Annotated in this window: 21 protein-coding genes and 1 pseudogene; 1 reads left to right on the plus strand and 21 read right to left on the minus strand. The window is 36.2% G+C overall.

The window, feature by feature from the left end:
* Nucleotides 1–1,440 precede the first annotated feature (1,440 nt).
* From L8T27_RS20985 to L8T27_RS21020, 8 genes are all read right to left on the minus strand, one after another.
* Entirely contained in the window at nt 1,441–2,163 is a 723-nt protein-coding gene (locus tag L8T27_RS20985) for a GntR family transcriptional regulator (RefSeq protein ID WP_237942780.1), read from the minus strand.
* 135 nt (nt 2,164–2,298) lie between these two features.
* Nucleotides 2,299–3,624: a PTS sugar transporter subunit IIC gene (locus L8T27_RS20990; RefSeq protein WP_237942782.1), complete on the minus strand. Its 1,326-nt coding sequence runs from the start codon at nt 3,622–3,624 to the stop codon at nt 2,299–2,301.
* Between the two features lie 23 nt (nt 3,625–3,647).
* Nucleotides 3,648–5,051 (minus strand): glycoside hydrolase family 1 protein, encoded by a 1,404-nt coding sequence (locus L8T27_RS20995; protein WP_237942784.1) that lies wholly within the window; start codon nt 5,049–5,051, stop codon nt 3,648–3,650.
* A gap of 299 nt (nt 5,052–5,350) precedes the next feature.
* Nucleotides 5,351–5,617, minus strand: a complete 267-nt coding sequence (locus tag L8T27_RS21000; protein WP_233315184.1) for a hypothetical protein — start codon at nt 5,615–5,617, stop codon at nt 5,351–5,353.
* A 426-nt stretch (nt 5,618–6,043) separates the two neighbouring features.
* Nucleotides 6,044–6,796, minus strand: a complete 753-nt coding sequence (istB, locus tag L8T27_RS21005; protein WP_237944127.1) for an IS21-like element helper ATPase IstB — start codon at nt 6,794–6,796, stop codon at nt 6,044–6,046.
* Nucleotides 6,789–8,327: an IS21 family transposase gene (gene istA, locus L8T27_RS21010; protein ID WP_237942786.1), complete on the minus strand. Its 1,539-nt coding sequence runs from the start codon at nt 8,325–8,327 to the stop codon at nt 6,789–6,791. Before istA ends, istB begins: the two co-directional genes overlap by 8 nt.
* A gap of 252 nt (nt 8,328–8,579) precedes the next feature.
* The gene (locus tag L8T27_RS21015; RefSeq protein ID WP_237942788.1) at nt 8,580–8,927 is read right to left on the minus strand and encodes a hypothetical protein; all 348 of its coding nucleotides are present in this window, start codon (nt 8,925–8,927) and stop codon (nt 8,580–8,582) included.
* 174 nt (nt 8,928–9,101) lie between these two features.
* Nucleotides 9,102–9,392, minus strand: a complete 291-nt coding sequence (locus L8T27_RS21020) for a hypothetical protein (protein ID WP_233315182.1) — start codon at nt 9,390–9,392, stop codon at nt 9,102–9,104.
* A 180-nt stretch (nt 9,393–9,572) separates the two neighbouring features.
* Here L8T27_RS21020 and L8T27_RS21025 point away from each other — a divergent pair, with 180 nt between their 5' ends.
* On the plus strand, nt 9,573–9,812 hold the full coding sequence (locus L8T27_RS21025) for a DUF378 domain-containing protein (RefSeq protein WP_233315181.1): 240 nt from the start codon (nt 9,573–9,575) through the stop codon (nt 9,810–9,812).
* Nucleotides 9,813–9,902: 90 nt separating this feature from the next.
* Here L8T27_RS21025 and L8T27_RS21030 read toward each other — a convergent pair whose 3' ends face one another.
* The 13 genes and pseudogenes from L8T27_RS21030 to L8T27_RS21080 form a co-directional block, all read right to left on the minus strand.
* Nucleotides 9,903–10,097 carry a hypothetical protein gene (locus L8T27_RS21030; protein ID WP_233315180.1) on the minus strand — a complete coding sequence of 65 codons (195 nt, stop codon included), beginning with the start codon at nt 10,095–10,097 and terminating at the stop codon, nt 9,903–9,905.
* A gap of 151 nt (nt 10,098–10,248) precedes the next feature.
* Nucleotides 10,249–11,310, minus strand: a complete 1,062-nt coding sequence (locus L8T27_RS21035) for an NAD(P)/FAD-dependent oxidoreductase (protein WP_233315179.1) — start codon at nt 11,308–11,310, stop codon at nt 10,249–10,251.
* A gap of 997 nt (nt 11,311–12,307) precedes the next feature.
* On the minus strand, nt 12,308–12,829 hold the full coding sequence (locus L8T27_RS21040) for a DUF2247 family protein (protein WP_282581462.1): 522 nt from the start codon (nt 12,827–12,829) through the stop codon (nt 12,308–12,310).
* A 192-nt stretch (nt 12,830–13,021) separates the two neighbouring features.
* The gene (locus tag L8T27_RS21045; protein ID WP_237942792.1) at nt 13,022–13,246 is read right to left on the minus strand and encodes a hypothetical protein; all 225 of its coding nucleotides are present in this window, start codon (nt 13,244–13,246) and stop codon (nt 13,022–13,024) included.
* A gap of 98 nt (nt 13,247–13,344) precedes the next feature.
* The gene (locus L8T27_RS21050) at nt 13,345–13,566 is read right to left on the minus strand and encodes a hypothetical protein (RefSeq protein WP_237942795.1); all 222 of its coding nucleotides are present in this window, start codon (nt 13,564–13,566) and stop codon (nt 13,345–13,347) included.
* A 166-nt stretch (nt 13,567–13,732) separates the two neighbouring features.
* A complete protein-coding gene (locus L8T27_RS28955; protein WP_481858868.1) occupies nt 13,733–13,924 on the minus strand; it encodes a hypothetical protein in 192 nt (63 codons plus the stop codon).
* Nucleotides 13,925–14,515: 591 nt separating this feature from the next.
* Nucleotides 14,516–14,767, minus strand: coding sequence for a hypothetical protein (locus L8T27_RS21060; protein WP_237942797.1), 252 nt, complete (start codon nt 14,765–14,767; stop codon nt 14,516–14,518).
* Between the two features lie 56 nt (nt 14,768–14,823).
* Nucleotides 14,824–15,543 carry a hypothetical protein gene (locus tag L8T27_RS21065; protein WP_237944129.1) on the minus strand — a complete coding sequence of 240 codons (720 nt, stop codon included), beginning with the start codon at nt 15,541–15,543 and terminating at the stop codon, nt 14,824–14,826.
* A gap of 67 nt (nt 15,544–15,610) precedes the next feature.
* Nucleotides 15,611–15,764 (minus strand): annotated as a pseudogene (locus L8T27_RS28960) (recombinase family protein); the annotation flags it as partial.
* Nucleotides 15,765–15,922: 158 nt separating this feature from the next.
* Complete coding sequence (locus L8T27_RS21070; protein WP_237942799.1) at nt 15,923–16,297, minus strand: immunity 22 family protein; 375 nt, start codon at nt 16,295–16,297, stop codon at nt 15,923–15,925.
* 12 nt (nt 16,298–16,309) lie between these two features.
* Nucleotides 16,310–18,607, minus strand: a complete 2,298-nt coding sequence (locus tag L8T27_RS21075) for a ribonuclease YeeF family protein (protein ID WP_237942800.1) — start codon at nt 18,605–18,607, stop codon at nt 16,310–16,312.
* Between the two features lie 456 nt (nt 18,608–19,063).
* On the minus strand, nt 19,064–19,243 hold the full coding sequence (locus tag L8T27_RS28800; protein ID WP_282581463.1) for a penicillin-binding transpeptidase domain-containing protein: 180 nt from the start codon (nt 19,241–19,243) through the stop codon (nt 19,064–19,066).
* Nucleotides 19,240–20,007 carry a penicillin-binding transpeptidase domain-containing protein gene (locus L8T27_RS21080; RefSeq protein WP_282581464.1) on the minus strand — a complete coding sequence of 256 codons (768 nt, stop codon included), beginning with the start codon at nt 20,005–20,007 and terminating at the stop codon, nt 19,240–19,242. Before L8T27_RS21080 ends, L8T27_RS28800 begins: the two co-directional genes overlap by 4 nt.
* Nucleotides 20,008–20,010 lie beyond the last annotated feature (3 nt).

The raw sequence follows: 20,010 nt of genomic DNA on the forward strand, positions 1-20,010 counted from the left end.
ATGTACACAACTTAGTTAAGTCCTTACAATGCACTTCATGGAATGATGTGTCCGTATGGAACTTAATAACAAAGCCAAAAATATAATGAAGGTTTCAAAAAAACTATCTGCATAATTTTAAAGTATGGACCATTTTAAACAAGATTTGGAAGGCTAGTTTTATTGCTACAATCACACTCGAATTAAGTTAAAATAAAAGGGCATAAGTCCAATTAAAAATCGAACTTATGCCCTGGAAACTGCCTTATAAAATAACAATGACTAAATTTATGGAGTCAATTCAAGAGGTGATTGAAAGGTAAACCTATTGGGTTATATATTTGGTAAAAGCATTTAAACTAGAAAAATAAATATATACTATGGGAAAATTGAATAGCATATTATGGATGTACCAAAAAAGGGTTACCAAAAACCAATACATTTTGTTCTGATTTCCTCTTCATTCAACTCCTTAATGGTAAACCAACTTCTATTGACTATTTCATATTTTTTAAGAATTATATTTCTCCTTACTACTTATATAGCTATTAACTACATGGACAATTTGCGTGCCATTTTTTTATTTTTATTTCTATACTTATAGTTGTATCTGTCATCGCTAATTTTATTTCCAAATTACGAATATGAATTTAATATCTCTCACTCCTGTTCTAGAGAAAGCATGGTCCTCATTCCAATAAGTTTTTTTCTATAATATTTTTCTATCCTTAGAAATAGTAATCGAACTTCCCAAAATCTATCCGCTTCATGTTTCTAAGTAATTTAATAAATATTAGTACTGTTTAAATCAGTAACTGCTTTACGGAATTTTGTCCACTCTTTAGGAAAGTAATTACTTCCTGTATTTATTTCGCAATATGTGTCGTATTGGATCCTAACATTTCATTGAGTTCGATCCAAACCATATTAATAATATTCTTCGATCCAGTTGACAAAATCCCAATGAATAAATTCTGAGTGAAACCAATCTAACTTCTCTTCTGTCAACGGAATAATAGCTTTTGTTTTATCAGATTCACCCATACATCTCGTAATATTTTTCATAGTCAGGGTTTCAAAATCTATCTCTACATCGGAGAATGGACCAGGATATTTTCTAATATCCAAGTGAATTACTTTAATCCATTCAAAGGTTGTATGCCACTATACTTTGTCCACATATGGCTAAAATCAAGAAAGCTATAATTTAAGTTACCTACCGTATATTTCTCAATCCCTCTAATCCTTCATCATCGTTTAAATTGTATTCAAGAATATTCGGTAATTTTGTTAATAAATCATAAATGTTTTTTTGGTGTGACAATTAGGAGAAATAGGTGTATTTGTTCTTTACTCCTTTTCTGAAATAATTACTCGGCAAGAATTTGTATAACTGTATACTATACGTTAATTTAATTACATTATTATAATAATTTCGAAAAACTCGAATCACTTTAATGATCAATTCTTATACTTCATATCCACCACCAAAATATCCCCCATATCATACCGATGCCGAGTTCTTGAATATTCAAACGGAACTCCATTATCCAAATAAACCACTTGTATCACTTCAAGGACAGGATCTCGTTCTGTACACTTTAAATATTGCTGATCCAATTCATCTGGCTGGTCTGCGCGGATGCGCCTGTTGGCTCCGAGCATTGTTAAGCCTAGGTCGTTTTTTATGTAATGATAGATGGATTTTTGGAGAATTTCTTCTGTTATATTTGGGATTACGTGCACTGGCATTATTGTATGCTCGATTAAGAATGGTTCTTTATTTAACAGTCTGAAGCGGATAATATCATATATAGGCTGGCTTTTGGAGATCATCAGTTTTTCGCATTCGTCTTCGTTTGGAAAGCGAACGTTGAATGTGATAATAACGCTTGAAATCGTACCGTTGCCTTTTATTTGTTCTGTTACTCCTACGTATTCATCTGCCCTTGAATCGAGCTTGGACATTTGTAAGGCGTTTTTTCTGATAAATGTTCCAGATCCTTGTTTACTGTATATTAAGCCTTCGATTGATAATAAATTTAAGGCTTTTATAATAGTCACTCTGCTCGTGCCAAATTCTTTTGCCAACCTTTCCTGATCTGGAAGGGGTTTTGATGCATCATATTCATTGTTGATGATTCTATTTCGAATTTGTTCGGCAATATCTTTATACTTGACCATTTTTTACACCTCAAAGAATGAATTTATTATTTAGAAAGGCATTGGCTTGCTTTTTAAAAAAAGGAAATCGCCAATTATTGGTCGATTTCCCTATATTAGTATCATAACATGATTAATACAGATACCTAAAGTATTTTATGCTGCTTTGTCGTTGCTCATCTGGCTGACCCGTTCACTTATTCTCATAAATGGCAGGTATAGGAAAGCACCACCGATGATAATCACAGCCTGCAGAAGTACAGCCTTCCAATCGCCTGCTGTTGCCAGATACGCGCTTAACAGCGGCGGTGTTGTCCATGGAATATAAACGACCGTCTTGCTGATGAACCCGACAGCTGTGGCAAAATAAGTGACGATGATGCCAATGGCTGGCAAGAGTACAAATGGTATCATCATTGGAATATTGAAGACAATTGGATAGCCAAAAATAACTGGCTCATTAATATTGAACAGTCCTGGTCCTGTAGCTAGCTTGGCGATATCCTTTCCTGGCTTGCTTTTTCCAAATAGGAATATAGCGAGAATCAATGAAATTGTACTACCAGTACCGCCAATCATGCCAAATGTATGCACAAAAGAGCTGTTGATAATATGTGGGATTGCCTCGTTATTTGCATAAGCAAGCATATTTTCATTCATATTGGCCAGTAGCAGCGGATCGAGTAATGCGCCATTTACAACTGTTTGATGAATGCCGATAGAAAACAGGAAGTTTCCAATACTGTAAATGACTACTGTCCCTATCAAGCTCGTATTAATTTTTCGTAATGGCTCTTGAATCATATTGGAAATTAACGAAATTAAGTTAGTGTCAAATGCTACTGCTAAAATTAATGAGATCACACCAAATAAGGATAATACCAAGATGGCGGGAATCATGACATTAAACGATTTACTCACAGCTGGAGGAATATTGTCCCCTAGACTAATTGCCAGCTTCTTAATACTAGAAACTTTAATAAAGATTTCAGTCGCTACCAAGCCGATTATAATTCCAGCAAACATCCCTGTTGTTCCAAGGTTACCGAATGTCAGAACGCCTGTAATATCAACTGCTTTATCTTCGCCGACTGGAGTCAGCGAAACGGTATTGGGCATCATTATGACCAGTGTTGCTAACGCAATTGCTGCAGATGCCAAGGGATCCTTAAAGTTCCGATTTCTTGATAAGCTGTAAGCAATCATTGGAGCAAGCAAAAGGCCGGCAATATTTAAAGTACCATTAGTGATGGTGGTTCCCCAGTATTGGGCATTTGCTAGTGTATTTCCTTCAAAAAACCATGGAAAGATGACGTTATTAACCAGCACTGCTACCCCTGCTAAAATAAACAGCGGCATGATGACTGCAAATGCATCTCTTAAGGATCTTAGATGAATCTGGCCGCCTAATTTGGCGGCAAACATGGTGAATTTATCAATAAACGACAGTTTTTCAGCAGTGTCACTTTGACCTTTACTCATACCATTTCACCTTCTCGTTATTTTTATTGATTCACTTTGTTCTCCAATGGCTCGAGGTCTTCCCCGTTGCTGCTGATCACTTTCTGTAGCCACCAAAAGCTTTTCTTCGGTACACGTTTCATATCTTTCAAATCATGGTTTTCTCGATTGACATACACTACACCATAGCGTTTGCGCATATCACCTTGCGAGCTTAGAATATCTATTAATCCCCAGCCCAAATATCCAATCACATCGACTCCATCAATAAAAATCGCGTCTTTCATGGCTTGGAAATGTTCCTTATGATAGGCGATGCGGTAATCATCCTGGATTTCGTTTTGACCATCCCATGATTCAATCACACCGATGCCATTTTCAATCGGGAAAACTGGTAATTTGTAGCGGTCATACATCTTATTTATGACGTCACGGAATCCAAGCGGGTCAATCTGCCAATTCCATTCCGTTGTCTCTAGATACGGATTATCTTGTTTGCCATGATGCATATAATAATTGACTGCTGTTCCCTCTGGAACCAAGTCAGTGTTGATCGTAGTGCTGGCATAATAGCTAAAGGATAAGAAGTCGCTTCGAAGTTTGGACAGCTCTTCTAAATCTTCTGCTTGAATGCCCATATCAATGTTCCCACGCTCGACATAGGTCAAAACTTCTCTTGAATATTTTCCGAATGTAAATGCTTCTAGGAGGTTATGGTTGAAAAATTCGTCAACCTTTCTGGCATAGAGGATATCTTTTGGTTTGCAGGTGGCTGGATAGACTTCCATATAAGCAAGCATGCCGCCGATTAATGCATTTTCATGATTATCATGAATATAGTTGGCAACCTTAGCGTGTGACATCATAACATGATGCTGAATTTTATAAAGCTCATCCAATGTTTTCTCGCCGCTTAAATAGCCGCTGATTCTGAATGCTTCAGGAATATGATAGAGGTTTTGTTCATTAAAAGTGATCCAATACTTTACCTTATGAGCAAAGCGGTCAACCATTTCCTTGCCATACCGGACAAAGGCATCCATCACTTCCCGGCTGACAAAACCATTATACTTTTCAGCCAAATGAAGCGGCATATCAAAATGATAAAGACAAATCATCGGTTCAATTCCGCGTGCAATTAATCCATCAATAAATTTGTCATAGAATGCGATTCCTTCTTCGTTGAAAGCACCGTCACCAGATGGATTAACCCTGCTCCAGGAAATTTGAAAGCGGTAACAATTCATGCCAAGCTGCTGCATAAAATCAAAATCCTCTTCATAGCGGTTATAACTGTCTGTTGCTACTTTCCAATCTGATGCAAACTCAGAAGCTTCACGAGTGTCATAAACCGATAATCCCTTACCGCCTACATTCCAAGCTCCTTCCGTCTGCATACTAGAAACAGAATTGCCCCATAAAAAACCGTCTTTTAACCTGTCTGCCATTTTTCACCCTCCATTTATTTCAAATATTTACACCATTAGTGTAAGCGCTTTATTCAAATTTGTAAATACAATTTTTATAATTTGAAAATACAAATATTTTTTTGTGAATTAGCTGAAGTACATGCTTTAAAATAATCATATCGACTGACCATTTTTAGCAACTTTAGATACTATTAAATAAAAAAGGGAAGGCTCTTGGAATTTAAGAGCCTTCCCTTTTTTAATTGCATTAATCTTTCTAACTTATACTATGCTATCAATCTATTAATGGTTTAGCAAAACATCAACAAATACTTTCATCATAATTCTTGCATTAGCTTTTCAGCCTTATGCAATTCTCCTAAAAGTGTGTTTTGATAGTCATTATAGCTATCCATATATGTTCGTACACCACCTAAAATATTTATTCTTTTAATATCCTCATTATTTTCTAATATTTCTAACGCCTTCTTATATCTTGAATATAGAAGCTTCAAAACACCACTATTTATATCTTTAGCATACTCTTCTTCTAATTTATTTATCACTACTTTTATTTGGTCAATTAACTGCTTTTTCTTATCCATTTTTATTCTCCTATCTACTCGGAACCTCTCGTGTCTCTATTATTTATTCAGGGGTGTCATCCTTGTAGTAGTATATTGGGCTTCCATCGCATTCTAGTAATGCACCAGTTTATAGTATACTGTGCCTACACAATCCTGTTATGGTTCATATAATTCTGTACTCTACTAGTTTGCATAGTGTTTACAAAGGCCTGATGGATAAACACTCAGTTTTAGAAATTTGTTCTGTAACATATATATTTGCATTTCTTAACCTAAAAGATATAATTCTTTTAGGTTATCTATAAAATCAGAATCCGTTTTTATTTCAAGCTTATTAATAAGTTCATAAAATTGGCTTAATTTGCAAGAAAAATGATATAAAACTATGGCGTGTAACCGTCAACCCCATTTGAACACTTTTTGCTCATTAGCGCTGAACACTTTTTAATCTGTAAAAATCCTTTGTTGATTCTTCAGTCGATGACTTTCATTATTCATATGAATAACCTCGACACGATGCAATAATCGATCCAATATTGCAGTCATCATTCCTTGATTTCCGACAATCTCTGTCCACTCTTCAGGGCTTCTATTAGAAGTCAGAATTAAAGAACTTTGCTCATATAGTTGGTGGACTAATTGAAAGAAAAGGGTAGCTTCTCGTTGATCCATTGCCATATACATGATGTCATCAATTATGACCAGATCAGAAGCGCGCAAGCGCTTCAACTGGATCTTAGATTTGTTTACGTACTCCTCTGTCTTAAGTAAATGCATCAACTCACCCATTGTTATGAAGTATACTTGAAATCCCTTCTGGATTGCTTCAATACCAAGTCCCACGGAAAGTAGCGTCTTGCCTGCACCTGGCGGTCCAAGTAGTATGAGATTATAGTTTTGTTCAAGCCACTCATATTCACGTAACTGCTTTGATTGCCTTTCAGTAATTGCGTCTTGTTCCTCGACTCGGAACATATGAATCGGTCTATGATAAGGGAATCGTGCCCAGTTCAATCGCTTTTCAATACTTTTCTCTTCTCGCTTTTTAAGTTCAAACGTCGTTAATTCTTCCAATAACTCGAGATAGGTCCAAGATTTCTGTTCCGCCTTGCGAAGGAAATCAGTGAGAACATCTGCAGTTTCCACCATCCTTAACTGTCGAAAAGATTGCTGGATTTCCATGACACTTTTACTCACCATATTTTCCTCCCATCAATTGGAGGTATTGATCCATTCCTCTAGTCTGAACCTCTATATCTATTGGGATTTTGTCGCTCTCCTCTATGATTCTATGTTGCTGATCAAGTGATGTTTGCTTGAGAAATCCCACGACATCACGAAAGCTATTGGCGCTGTACAGGCCTTCATCTATACACTTCTCAAGCGCTAAGTGGACCCATTCTTTGTTTTCTTGAGCCACTTTTTTAATCAGTGTGAATTGGTCTCGTCGATAACGTCCATAGTCTTTGCTGACTTTATCTATGTAGTTTGTCGCTTTTTCATGGGCAAGAAGGGCGATCAGTTCTTGTCTTAATAAGTCGAGCGACTTGGACCGCTCACGAGAATGGTTCCTGTTCTTGACTAGTCTCCCTTTATCTTGAGAGATAGAATGCTCCGCAATAATTTCTCCTGTGGAAGGGTCACAAATCTTCAGTACATAGTCGGCGATGTGTATATGGACTATTGCTTGTCTAGTATATGTACCCACAGGTACAGAATATCGATTCGATTTGAAGTGCACCGTATTGTCCTTACGGACATTCCTTGTTATAATTTCAGTATAGTTGCTTTCATAAGAAAGCGGGTTAGAGATCTTTCGCAAGTGTTGCTTTTCCAGGAGAAACACTTCGTAAGGTCTCTTTTTAGTTGTATTATGCACCTTGAAGTTTCCGGTTCTTTCAAGCCATTTTAGGCTACGGTTGTTCCAATCTTCCAGTGTAGAATACACTCGGTTCTTGGCAAAGTTGTTCTTTATGTATTTTACGACATTCTCGACTTTTCCTTTTGATTCAGGGTCAGCCTTTCTACATAGATACACTCGAAACTTTCTTTGCTGAATATATTTTTGGAATCCTTTAGTCAAGATTAGATCTCCTGCATTCTCACTTACCGCAATCAAATTGTCCTGATCATATACAACTTCTTCAGGGACACCACCATAATATTGAAAAGCTAGTTCATGACAGCGCATGGTGTCCTCGGTGGTGAAGGGTCTGTTGAGCCACCACATATATTTATGTCGGGAATGTGCTAGTACGAACGCAATGAAATAGAGGCGTACTTCCTTACCATACATATCCTTTTGAACAGATTGTCTCCAATCCACCTGCAGCTGTTTTCCTGGTGGTAATTCATCGACAGACTCATATTCACGTGATTCTTCTTTCTTTTCGATTTGATACAGTTCTCTTACTTCATTTACATAGCGTCGCACGGTGCTTTCTCCGACTTTAATATTTGGAAACCTTTCCTGTAGCCAATCAAAAATCTGAGCTCCACTGAGGGAGGGATATTCCTTCAGCCAATTGACAATCCAATCCCGATAGGGATCCAATATCTTTTTTCGTTCACCAATATCAAATTCATTTACAGCTTCTTCAAAAGTCATTTCCAAATATTTATACACAGTAGTTCGGGAAATCTTTAATCTTTTAGCAATTTGAGAAACTCTTAATCTTTGTTTAGTTAATTGGTGAATCTCTAAATATATCATTAACTTTTCCTCCATTTTGCTCCTCCTACAAACTGATAAACCCAGTTTACAGGAATGAATTTATTAGGCGAAAAGTGTTCATTGGAAGTGAGCAAAAACTGTTCACTTTATTTTAGCGGTTACATGGCGGCACTATTCAATTCCCTAGATTTATCTATATAAATCTTAGAGTCATTTTTCCCTAAAAATAAAACATTATATCTTTCATTTGTGCCTTTTTCTAATATTATTCGATCTGGCTTTACTTCTAAAAAAGAATAACACTTTTCATCTGAATGGGTTTTGAGAATCTTTTGCACATAATTTAAGGAGTCTCGCACCCTCAATTTCATTTTCAACGTTTACATCATATTTTCTAACTTCTAACTTACTTTTCGAAAAGATATATAATGCCAATACAGAGTTATATTCATCTGAAAATACATCTACTTTGTATTCTTTTCCTCTAACAACTTCATATAGCACATAGTGATTACTTACTTTATTGAATGTTAATTTAACAGTAATTTCAGGATAGCTTTCTCCACTTATCGGAGCAACACAAATCACAACTTTTTCACTTTGAATCACTTTATATTCTGTTTCGACTAGTTTGTAGATAGCATCTAAATCCATTTTCCCATACTCCTATGAGTTTATTTGTTTACTAAGTTCTATATAAATATAATAAAAACCTCCAAAAAGGAGGTCTCTACTTCTATTATTACCACTAACAATAGAAAGTCGTATATAATTTATATATCCTTAATAAACGAAAGATATATAAAATGAAAGTATATACGGTTTATTTTATTTATTACTCTTAACCCACTCAATAATCTCCTCTAAATGATCCTCCAAATCAATTGCCACTGTCCCGTCTTCCGGTATTTGTCCAAGCCCGTTTTCAAGTTGATTTATCAGTCCACTTAATTCAGCTAAGCTTTTATCTGAACCTTTCTTTTTCGCTTTTTCCATCAGTTCAATGAATTGGGCATCTTCTTCCAGTTCTCCGACAAGGCTCCATAGTTCATGAAGAACTGTTTCTAATTTCACTGCTGATTGTTGTACCTTTTGTAGTGTTGCGATTGTTTTTTCCATATTTGATCCTTCCTTGTATAAAACTATTAAGTATTTATAGAATATCTCTTTCTGTATGTTATTACAATAAATTATCAGGCGTTTTGAAGGTTTATTGGACCTGTTAGCTGTTTCAAGCTTCTCAAAAAAGTGTATATACATAGTATAAGAACTTAAAACTTTTCATAGGAGGTCCTATTAATGTCTTTATCCATTCTCCAAAAAATCACCCTAATTCTAAGCATCATCGGCGCCATCAACTGGGGCTTAATCGGCTTCTTCCAATTTGATCTTGTTGCAGCAATCTTTGGTGGGGAGGATGCTGGGATGTCCAGATTTATCTTTATTCTAGTTGGTATATCAGGTCTAATCAGCATCAGTATTCTTAATAATAGCAGAACAAGCTTGGAAGCTGGGCGTAATTACACGACAAACCATTAATTACTTATGAGCTGGTCAATTGGCCAGCTCATTTTATTTTAAATCATGCAAAAAGGCATCCACTTGGATGCCTGATAGTTTTTATATGTATTAACGGACTTCTAAAGCCTCTTCATTCGTTACTGGTCCATCCATTTCATTAATGATTTCTAACATTTCTGCTCTTAACTCTTCCCATTCGTTTAATGGCAGTGCTACAATTTTCTTCCCGTTAGCATTCTCGTTTACTCTTTGTGCCTGATCAATCCAACGCCAAACTTGAAATAAAAATTGTCTATCTTGCATGATTGCATCTCCTTTTTTCAATATATTGACCCCTTACTTTATACAATAATTCGGTGGAGGATTCTTAAATACCTTTCTCTTCATAGAAGCTTTACAAAAGCTTAAAAAAAGAGGCAAAGCTTCATGCTTTCCCTCTAATTTATATTCACTATTAATGTCTCTTATGCAACCACAGCACTCCGCTTTTTGCGAGTCTTGGCAAAAGTCCTGTGAATGATTTTTCAAACATGTTGCCGAAACCATCATTTTTGCCGAGTGATCCTAATGTTCCTCTTAGTTTGATTTCTCCAGGTGCTTTTGGTTCTCTGCCTGTAAAGATATCATGGAGGATATTGGCGATTTGTTCTCCTTGATGCTGTGCTAATTGTCCGCTTGGTGAGAAAGTGGAGGATGCACAATCACCTACTACATATACAGAAGGTTTTTCTGGAACTTGATGAAAATTATTAACAATAACCTTTTCGTATCTGTCCTTTTCAAAAGGAAGCTCACGAACTAACCGATTTGGTCTCACACCTGCAGTCCATAGGGTTACATCTGTTGAAGTACAGACACCATTATTGCAGATTGCGCCTTGTTCCAAGTATTCGATATTAGCTTGGTGAATGATATTAACATCGTTTTCTTTGAACCATTTTTCAACATATTGTTGAACTTTTGGTGCAAACGGACTAAGTACTGCCTTACCTCGGTCATAAAGGCTGATGTTTAAATCTGGACGGCTTTCGCGTATTTCTGAAGCCACTTCCACTCCGCTCAACCCTGCACCAATGACGGCAACATGCTGGTAGGATTTTAATTCATTCACTGCCAGTGCCGCTCTTCTTGCTTTAGAGATAGTCTGCACACTTTCTGAATATTGCTCTGCGCCTTCCACATTGTGATAGTTATCTTCACAGCCTAACCCAATGACTAAATAATCATAAGGAACTGGCTCCGTTCTGTCTGCCATCACGATTTCATCTTTATCACTGTCAATTTTAATTACTTCCCCCCACACATAGTCCACTTGGTCATGTTTAGGAAAAGTCATTCTTACTTGTCTGTCAGACACCGTTCCAGCAGCTAAAGCATAGAATTCGGTCTTCAAGCAATGGTAGGGATTCCGGTCAATTACAGTAATTTGAACATCTTTTGGTAATTGTTTATTTAATAGGTCCTGCAGTATCTGGAACCCGCCGTAACCTCCGCCTAATATTACTAGTTTCTTCATGTAAACACCTTACCTTGTCAGCAAATTTAGATACATAAATCAAAACATAAAAGTAAATCAAGCAATCTACTTAATTGTATCTGTTTCTGATATTTTCCGCAAATACACTTTGGGAATAGTGAATACATGAAGAGTTCTGTATTTTCTTATTTTAGGTAACCTTAAAATATTATAAAATAAAAATAAAACCTTGATAAGCATGGGCGTATCAAGGTTAATTTATAGATTTATTAGGTTGAGTTCTTCTTTAAATAACTAAATCTAATTTTTTTATCAATCAGTGTGTATGTTTTCCTGTGTCACACATAAAAAATCACATAATTATTGGTAGACTTTCGCAATAAGATCTTTAAGTATTTTTTGAACTGCCACACCTGATACAGGTATTAATTCATTTACTTTATCTATTATAAATTGATTCTCTAATATTTAGTTCCTCATCTCGTTATTACTAAGTAACTTTAATAGTATCTGAAGTTCATATTTATTGCAGTTGTTATCCATACAGTATGCTAGTTTTTTTACCATTCTATTCTATAGGTTTAGCAAGAACATTTGATACTAGAACTTCCTAATCATCTTTGCTAAAATCTGATAGTATTTCACCTGCTATAATACAACCATCGTCATACCATGAATCTAATGTAGTTTCAGCAGATCATAAAATATCTAACTCTCTATACATTTTAATATCCCCTTTCATTATTAGAAAATTAATAACCCGATGGACGTGGAGCATTACTTTACCTGTTGGTTAACCACTAGTTACATTATCACCCACTTTTATGACATCTTTATTGACTGGTATTTCACTGATTCGAACGGCTTCTTTTATCATGCCAGGGCATACGGGACAAATGGTATTGCTCCAATAATGCTTTGGGTAATACTTGCTTGGCGCTGCTCATTAGTGAACTTGATAGTTTGGTGAAAGTGCGGACATTTTTATAAGCATCTAAAGCATAAAAAGGTGTTTAAATAGGGAATTGGTTGAAAATTAAGAACAAAAGGTTAGGAGATAATTGTGTTCCTTTTTCAGAAAATCATTTAAAAATTTAATCAATCTAGCAACATTCTCTTCTTTAGTGTGCTGAGAAGGAATATAACCATCTTTTGAAGATAAATAATTTACAAAGTTCTCCATATCCTCAGGATAATTAAAATCTGCGTACACTTCAGCAACTTTGTCTAGCAACTCTTGAATATCATTTTCATATTCCTTTTTCAAACTTTCGAGTATACAAAACCTCCATTTTCTTTTTTCGAAATTAATATATGAGGATGTATCTTCTAAATCTTTTAGTATATTTTCAAGCAAATCCTTAAAATCATATTCATCTCCACCCCAAGCCAGTTGAATAATATCTTGATTATTTATTTCTGGATGATTAGCTAGAAATTCTATCGCATAATTAGTTATATCGATATTTGTTATTAAATGAAGTTCTAATCCCACATATAATGTTCTCCAATTGCACTCTATGTTGTTTTTTTTAAAAGAATCTATAGATATATACACTTGAGTTCCCCCAACTTTATGGTCTTTGATTTGCGATACCTGTTATCTTTCCATTAGGAATAAATCTTCTATGAGTAACACCTTTAGAAGGTTCGACAATCCATTCAAATATTCCATTTTGATCTTTTACAATAGTTATTCTCTCTTTAATTCTTTGATCTTTATTAAAAATGTCTTTATCGTCGTAATACTTTATACCACCTTCAATTTGATATAATTTATTTTTAATCCATCCCCGCCAATTATTTTGAATTCTTTGGCGTGAGGAGTATAATTATCTATAATATCATTAAATCCATGCTGTCCATTCGGTTTTTTTAAAGCACTTCCTGAACGTGTAGTATCGAGTACAGGATGTGATATAACTTTACCTGTTCTTTGAGGACCTTCCTTAACCTTCTCCCTTATCTTCCCCAAATCACCCTTAGAAACCTTAATCGACCTACCAGAAATCTTCCCGCCTCTAAAACCATAAACACTCCCAATTAAACTGCTAAAGATAATGGAATTAGATTCTAGCTTCGATAACCCTTCTCCAGTCCAAAGATTATATCCTTCTTTGGCTGCTTGGATTTGTTCGAGGTAAATATCTGAATCAGGCTGACTTCTCCCTTTTTTATAGCCTCATTATTTGCTAGGCTTGCTTTGGCTGCATCTTGATCTGTGAGACCGTTTTTGCCGAGGACCCATGTATTGCCTACGAGCTTTTTCTCGTATTGGCTGAAGTCATATTTCACTTCTGAGTTGCCAGCGGTTTTCTTTTCTAAGTAGTGTTTTCTTTGCTGGTACTCTTAACGGAGTGATTGGAAACTCCTTTGACGTTTTTGTTTACATCGTCTGATTTAAACATAGCCATACTTGGACCAAGTGGAGTAAGTTGGTTGTTTGGTTGATAAATATTTGTCAGGGAGCCTTTATATGAACACCTTTACAATATCTGAACTCCATAATCCTTGTGTTGATCACCACCACAAAATCAACTTGGACTGACGAAAGGTGAGCCAACAATTTCTGTAAGCCCACCCTGTCAATTTCTAATGCTTCTTCATTTAGTTTTGCGCCACTAATTCCTTCATCTCTAAAAAAATGTATCAAGTTAAAGTTATTCTCTTCACAATATGATTTAATTTCATCTTATTGATATATTCAAGCTGTATCCATCTTTGGCTTGCCCTTGAGTAGAGACTCGTATATACCCAACTACGTTCAACTTTTCCCCCTCCCGTTACATAAATTTTAATTTTCGTAACGCTTTTTAACGAATAGCGAGTATTATACGACCTTCTCTTGTAAAAATACAACCCAAAACTTTAAGCCAATGTAGCACAAGCAAACACTTTCATGTTATCCATTATTTATCGCCACGAGCTTTGTCAATCTCGTTAGTTTTTTACCCACTCCATATAATAACTACCCCTGCCTTGTAAAATGTGTCATCTCGCCTATTTATCGTACTTGTCACTTTATCCGAGTATTAAAACCAAACTCCATGATGGTACTACCATCATGAGCTCTCGATTCTCAAGCAAAACATTTTCTTATTGTCTCACTCAATTATCAACTGTTTTAATATAAATTAAAGTAAAAAACCTTGAGAGGCATTTAGCCAATCAAGGTCCTTATATTGTGCTATATCTCTTAAATACCTATATCTAATAAAAAATTTATAAAATCATAAGCAGGCAATTAAGATTCAATAGTTGTTCGATCAACAAAATTTTGATTTTCTTTAATAATCATTCTTGAAAGTCGTCTTCCTGCTCTCTTAAAGAAGAATTCATCAGCGAACTCTTGTGAATCAATTTGCGATAGTTGGTTGGTAACTCCATTTATTTTATCATATTCAATTCGTCCCATTAAATCTTCATTCGGTCCATATTGATAAACCACCCTCTCTTCATCCTCAAATTCCTTCAACATTAAAACAAAAACTGCCATGAATCTTCACTCCTCATAGTTTTTATGGAGTTGGGAGATTTGATCCGGACTACGAACTAGCTCAAGCATGGCAAAGATTGATAGATGGGAAACAAGTAAATCCTTTGTATTCTAGCAACAGAAAAGCCTGTATTTTTAGCAATTGCATTCACATCTTCTGTTCCTAGATTTCTAAATTTTTCATACATTTCTTCTGCAATAGCTTCTTCCTTAAAGAACTGCTCTGGGGATATATTTCTTCCACCAGTTTCAGCATATTGTATAGAATTACCCGTACCCTTAGTAACTTCAGTATTAGCCTTATTTCCCTTTACCTTCTCTTTAACCTTCCCCAAATCACCCTTAGAAACCTTAATCGACCTACTAGTAATCTTCCCACCTCTAAAACCATAAACACTCCCAATTAAACTGCTAAAGATAATGGAATTAGATTCTAGCTTCGACAACTCTTCTCCAGTCCAAAGATTATATCCTTCTTTGGCTGCTTGGATTTGTTCGAGGTAAATATCTGAATCAGGCTCGTTGTCTAACTTGATTTCTCCCTTTTTTATAGCCTCATTATATGCTAGCCTTGCTTTGGCTGCATCTTGATCTGTGCGGCCATTTTTACTCAGAACCCACGTAGTGCCTACGAGCTTTTTCTCGTATTGGCTGAAGTCATATTTCACTTCTGAGTTGCCAGCGGTTTTCTTAGTGGTGTTTACTCTGCTGGTACTTTTAACGGAGTGATTGGAAACTCCTTTGACGTTTTTGTTTACATCGTCTGATTTAATCATAGCCAAACTTGGACCAAGTGGGGTAAGTTGGTTGTTTGGTTGATAAATATTTGTCAGGGAGCCTTTATATGAACACCTTTACAATATCTGAACTCCATAATCCTTGTGTTGATCACCACCACAAAATCAACTTGGACTGACGAAAGGTGAGCCAACAATTTCTGTAAGCCCACCCTGTCAATTTCTAATGCTTCTTCATTTAGTTTTGCGCCACTAATTCCTTAATTGGCAGCAAAGTAATGGAGTATTAGTGGATTATCTACTTTTTTTAACTGGTGATTAAAATATTTTTATCTGTATAATAAAGCAACCCTACCAGATAAGTAATTTCTAAGTTAACCATCAACTAAATCAATTCTCCATACCTTTAAGATTTCTCTTACTCATAATTTGTAGCAGCAATAAAATCAAAAGCACCTGTTGAACTAATTTCATTTTTATATTCAAAATTATATATTAAAATTACTGCATTATATGATTTCTTTAGGTTTATACTTTTCTGGATTTTTGGGATGACAATTTCTTCATACGAACACCCATCTAATAAAGCTGAAATATCACTACTACTATTCTTATAGACCGCTTTTTCTATAGTATCCTCATCTGTTTCATCCATATCAATATTAAAATCGATAAAGAATTGGGAAGGAACAGACTCGCCATCCACATCATACGTTAAATCAACATACTCTCCTATTGAGTCCTCATCGTTAATATTCCCTAACCAAATTGAAACCCATCCTTGTTTTTCCATTATAGTATCCTCCTACTTTAATCTTAGACCTTGTGGTAAAGACGAAACTCCACCCTCTAATCTATAATTAGCCCAATTATTAAGTCGTCTAACAAATGTATTATAGTCGCTAGAAGTATCTATTATTGCTAACAATTCATTATGTGCTTTAGTTGAGCCTAATCCTCCATGAACACCGTTTGGATTGACAAATTTAACATCGGATATAGCTGTTCTTAAATCTTTAATCTCTTCAGCACCAATATTCCAATACTTAAATTGCGGAGCCCTTGAAACTAAGTGCCACTCATGTAAACCTCCAGGTTCTCTAAGTTGACGTTCAATTTTCTTTCTAATCTTTTTATCTTTCCAAAGTTCGTCTAGTTCACTACTTGTAAGGGAATTGAAGAATTTATTAAAATTCCCACTCTTTGCAGTTGGTATATCATCAACAGTTAATTTAGTTATATCTTTAACATTATCTATACCCTTAGTAACTTCAGTATTAGCCTTATTTCCCTTTACCTTCTCCCTTATCTTCCCAAAATCACCCTTAGAAACCTTAATCGACCTACCAGAAATCCTCCCACCTCTAAAACCATAAACACTCCCAATTAAACTGCTAAAGATAATCGAATTAGATTCTAGCTTCGATAACTCTTCTCCAGTCCAAAGATTATATCCGTCTTTGGCTGCTTGGATTTGTTCGAGGTAAATATCTGAATCAGGCTCGTTGTCTAACTTGATTTCTCCCTTTTTTATAGCCTCATTATATGCTAGGCTGGCTTTGGCTGCATCTTGATCTGTGCGGCCATTTTTACTCAGAACCCACGTAGTGCCTACGAGCTTTTTCTCGTATTGACTGAAGTCATATTTCACATCTGAGTTGCCAGCGGTTTTCTTAGTGGTGTTTTCTTTGCTGGTGCTTTTAACAGAATGATTGGAAACTTTCTTTACGTTATTGTTTACATCGTGTGATTTAAACATAGCCATACTTGGACCAAGTGGAGAGAGTTGGCTGTTAGGTTGAAAGATATTTGTCATAAAGCCTTTATATTTTAATTGGCTTTTGCTTAATCCAGTTTGCACTAGCTGGTATGTTTTATGGACTGGTAGTTCACTGATTCGAACGGCTTCTTTTATCATGCCAGGGGCATATGGGACAAATGGAATTGCTCCAATCATGCTTTGGGTAATGCTTGCTTGGCGCTGTTCATCTGTGAGCTTGTTGCCGAACATATCTTTTCCTGTTAGATATTCCGATAGTCCATTTGCTGAAATAAGGCCATAAATGCCCATTTCTGTTTGTTCTAGTTTAGTAAAGGTGCGGACATTTTTATAAGCGTCAAGCGCATGATCGGCTGTATTAATCGCTTTTGTTGCTGAATAAATGCCTTTGCCGCCTTTAAGGGCTCTTCCTGCCCAGCCTACAATTGGAATGAAGCCTGCTGCTGCCATTGCGCCAGCGGCTACTCGTTGTCCTGCCGTCAACTTTGCACCTGTAACGTGATCAACTCCGTCTTTAGCTCGTATGTAGTCATAATAACCAGTTAGTTCTCCGGCGAAGGTTTTCGTGCCCTCCCATAGGTCTTCATACCATGGGCGGTTTGCTATTTCCCTTGCTTCTTTCTCTTCCTTTTTATAGGAGAGATAGCTGTTAGTTTGTGTCTTTGCTTCTACCATGGACTGATATGCATCACTAGATTGATAGGCTTCTGCATCAAAATGGATGGGTGAAATACTGCTTCCTTGTCTTGTTGCTTCCATTAAAGATTGGAAAAGGGCTTGAACATAATACTCTTCTCCTTGTGAAGAGAGATATTCGTCTTTTAACTCTTGATCGACTTCCTCGACTGCATCCACCGTTTTGGTACGTTTTTTGCTTGCATCCATCATCAGATCGTCAAACCGGGAGCGAGAAAAGGGTGTTAAAGACACTAGATCATCAATGTCCCTAAAAATTTGCTCTAACGCTTTTCGTTGCTCACTAATCATTTCGTCTGCACGACGTTCTCTATGTGCAAGCTCTTCTTCTAAAAAAGCTGTTTCCACACGAGAATGGCCACCTAAGTCTTTATCTTCTAGCCTTGCACTTAGTCCTTCAAAGAAGGCAATCTGTCTGTCAATCAGCCGCTGCCATGCTTCTACCACTTCCAGCTGGCCCTGATAAAAACCTTTAATTGATTCAGCACCTTTGCCTTCAAAGTCATCTAAATCAACAATTTCCTGGAAGGCTTTGTGCAGCTGTGTAAACTGTGTGCGCAGTTCTTTATAGTGCTTGGCCCTTCCTTTCATTGTATCACGTAAACTAGATGCATCTAAAACTTTCATTTTTTCGCCTCTCTTTTACACGGATGATAGGTCCTTTATTTAATAAATAGCCAGGATATCCCATATCCTTTTATTGTAAAAAAGATGGATAGGTGTTTAAATAGGAAATTAGTTGGAAAATACAGTTAAATATTAGTCTCAAATCTAAAACACATGAATACAAAATTGGGATTAATCTATTTAAAATTTCCTTTATGATAGGTGTAATAACAGGAAGAAGCGGGTGATTGTAGATGCGAGTAATACAACTACTAATAATTTTAATGTCTATAATGGGTATTTGCATTGGTATTGATATTTACTTAAACCCATCTAGCGCTTTACTACCAATATCATTAATATTGTATTTTATACTCTGTATTCTTTCTATAATAAATTATTTACAAAAAAAATAGCTGACGCATAGCTTCTTGATACAACAAAAAAAGAGCATGAAGGATTTCAATGCTCTTGTCCTCATTCTCCACCTGAATGCCCCTCAAAATAAGCTCGAAAAACTCTCTGACTAATCACATTAGCTGCACTATGCGGCTGGGCATAGCCATCAAGATAAGCATTAGGTACAATAACCGCTATCGAAATCTGCGGATTATCGTAAGGTGCATACCCTGCGAATGAGAGATTCCACGTCTTCACACCTTTTTATAGGATTCAGAAGTTCCTGTTTTCCCTGCGGCATCATAGGCTTCATTGGCAAAATAGCTTCTGGCTGTTCCTTGTGAACCATGAGTTACCTGCCTGAATCCTTGTTGAACCCTTTCTAACATTTCATCATTCATATCTATTTTATTCAGTACCACAGGTTCTATTTCATCCACTACTTTTCCAAGCCCGTTGTCTGTATTATCGGCTTCACGGATTTCTTTGACAAGCTGTGGTTTCATGCGGTAACCGCCGTTGGCTATCGTGGTAATATATTGGGCAATTTGCATTGGTGTATAGGTGTCTAATTGGCCAATAGCGATTTGAAAATAGGTGCTGATATTTTTGCCTTTAATTCCTGCTGTTTCATTCGGAAAGCCAATTTCTGTCGGAATGCCTAAGCCGAATTGGTTAAAATAGTAGCGAATTTGTTCTATTTTATCTGGATTGATATTTAATCTGCCATTAGGGATATACTTGCCGTCCATCATTTCAATCGCGGTCTTCCACATATATACGTTGGATGATCGTTCAAGGGCTTTTAAATCATTGAGTACCCCCATGGATTGGTAGGAAGAAAAGGTCCCTGAGCCTTTAAATCTCATCACTTCATCTAGCTCTGTTTCGCCTATGTCTCTAACTCCTGTCTGATAACCGGTTAAAACTGTTGCTCCTTTAACGACAGACCCTTGTTCAAAGGCATATGTAAAGGTTCCTGGTGTGTAATCTGTAAATTTCTTTGTCTTTCGGTCATACACTTG

This window comes from Niallia sp. Man26 (assembly GCF_022049065.2).
In the GTDB taxonomy this organism is placed as follows: domain Bacteria; phylum Bacillota; class Bacilli; order Bacillales; family Cytobacillaceae; genus Niallia.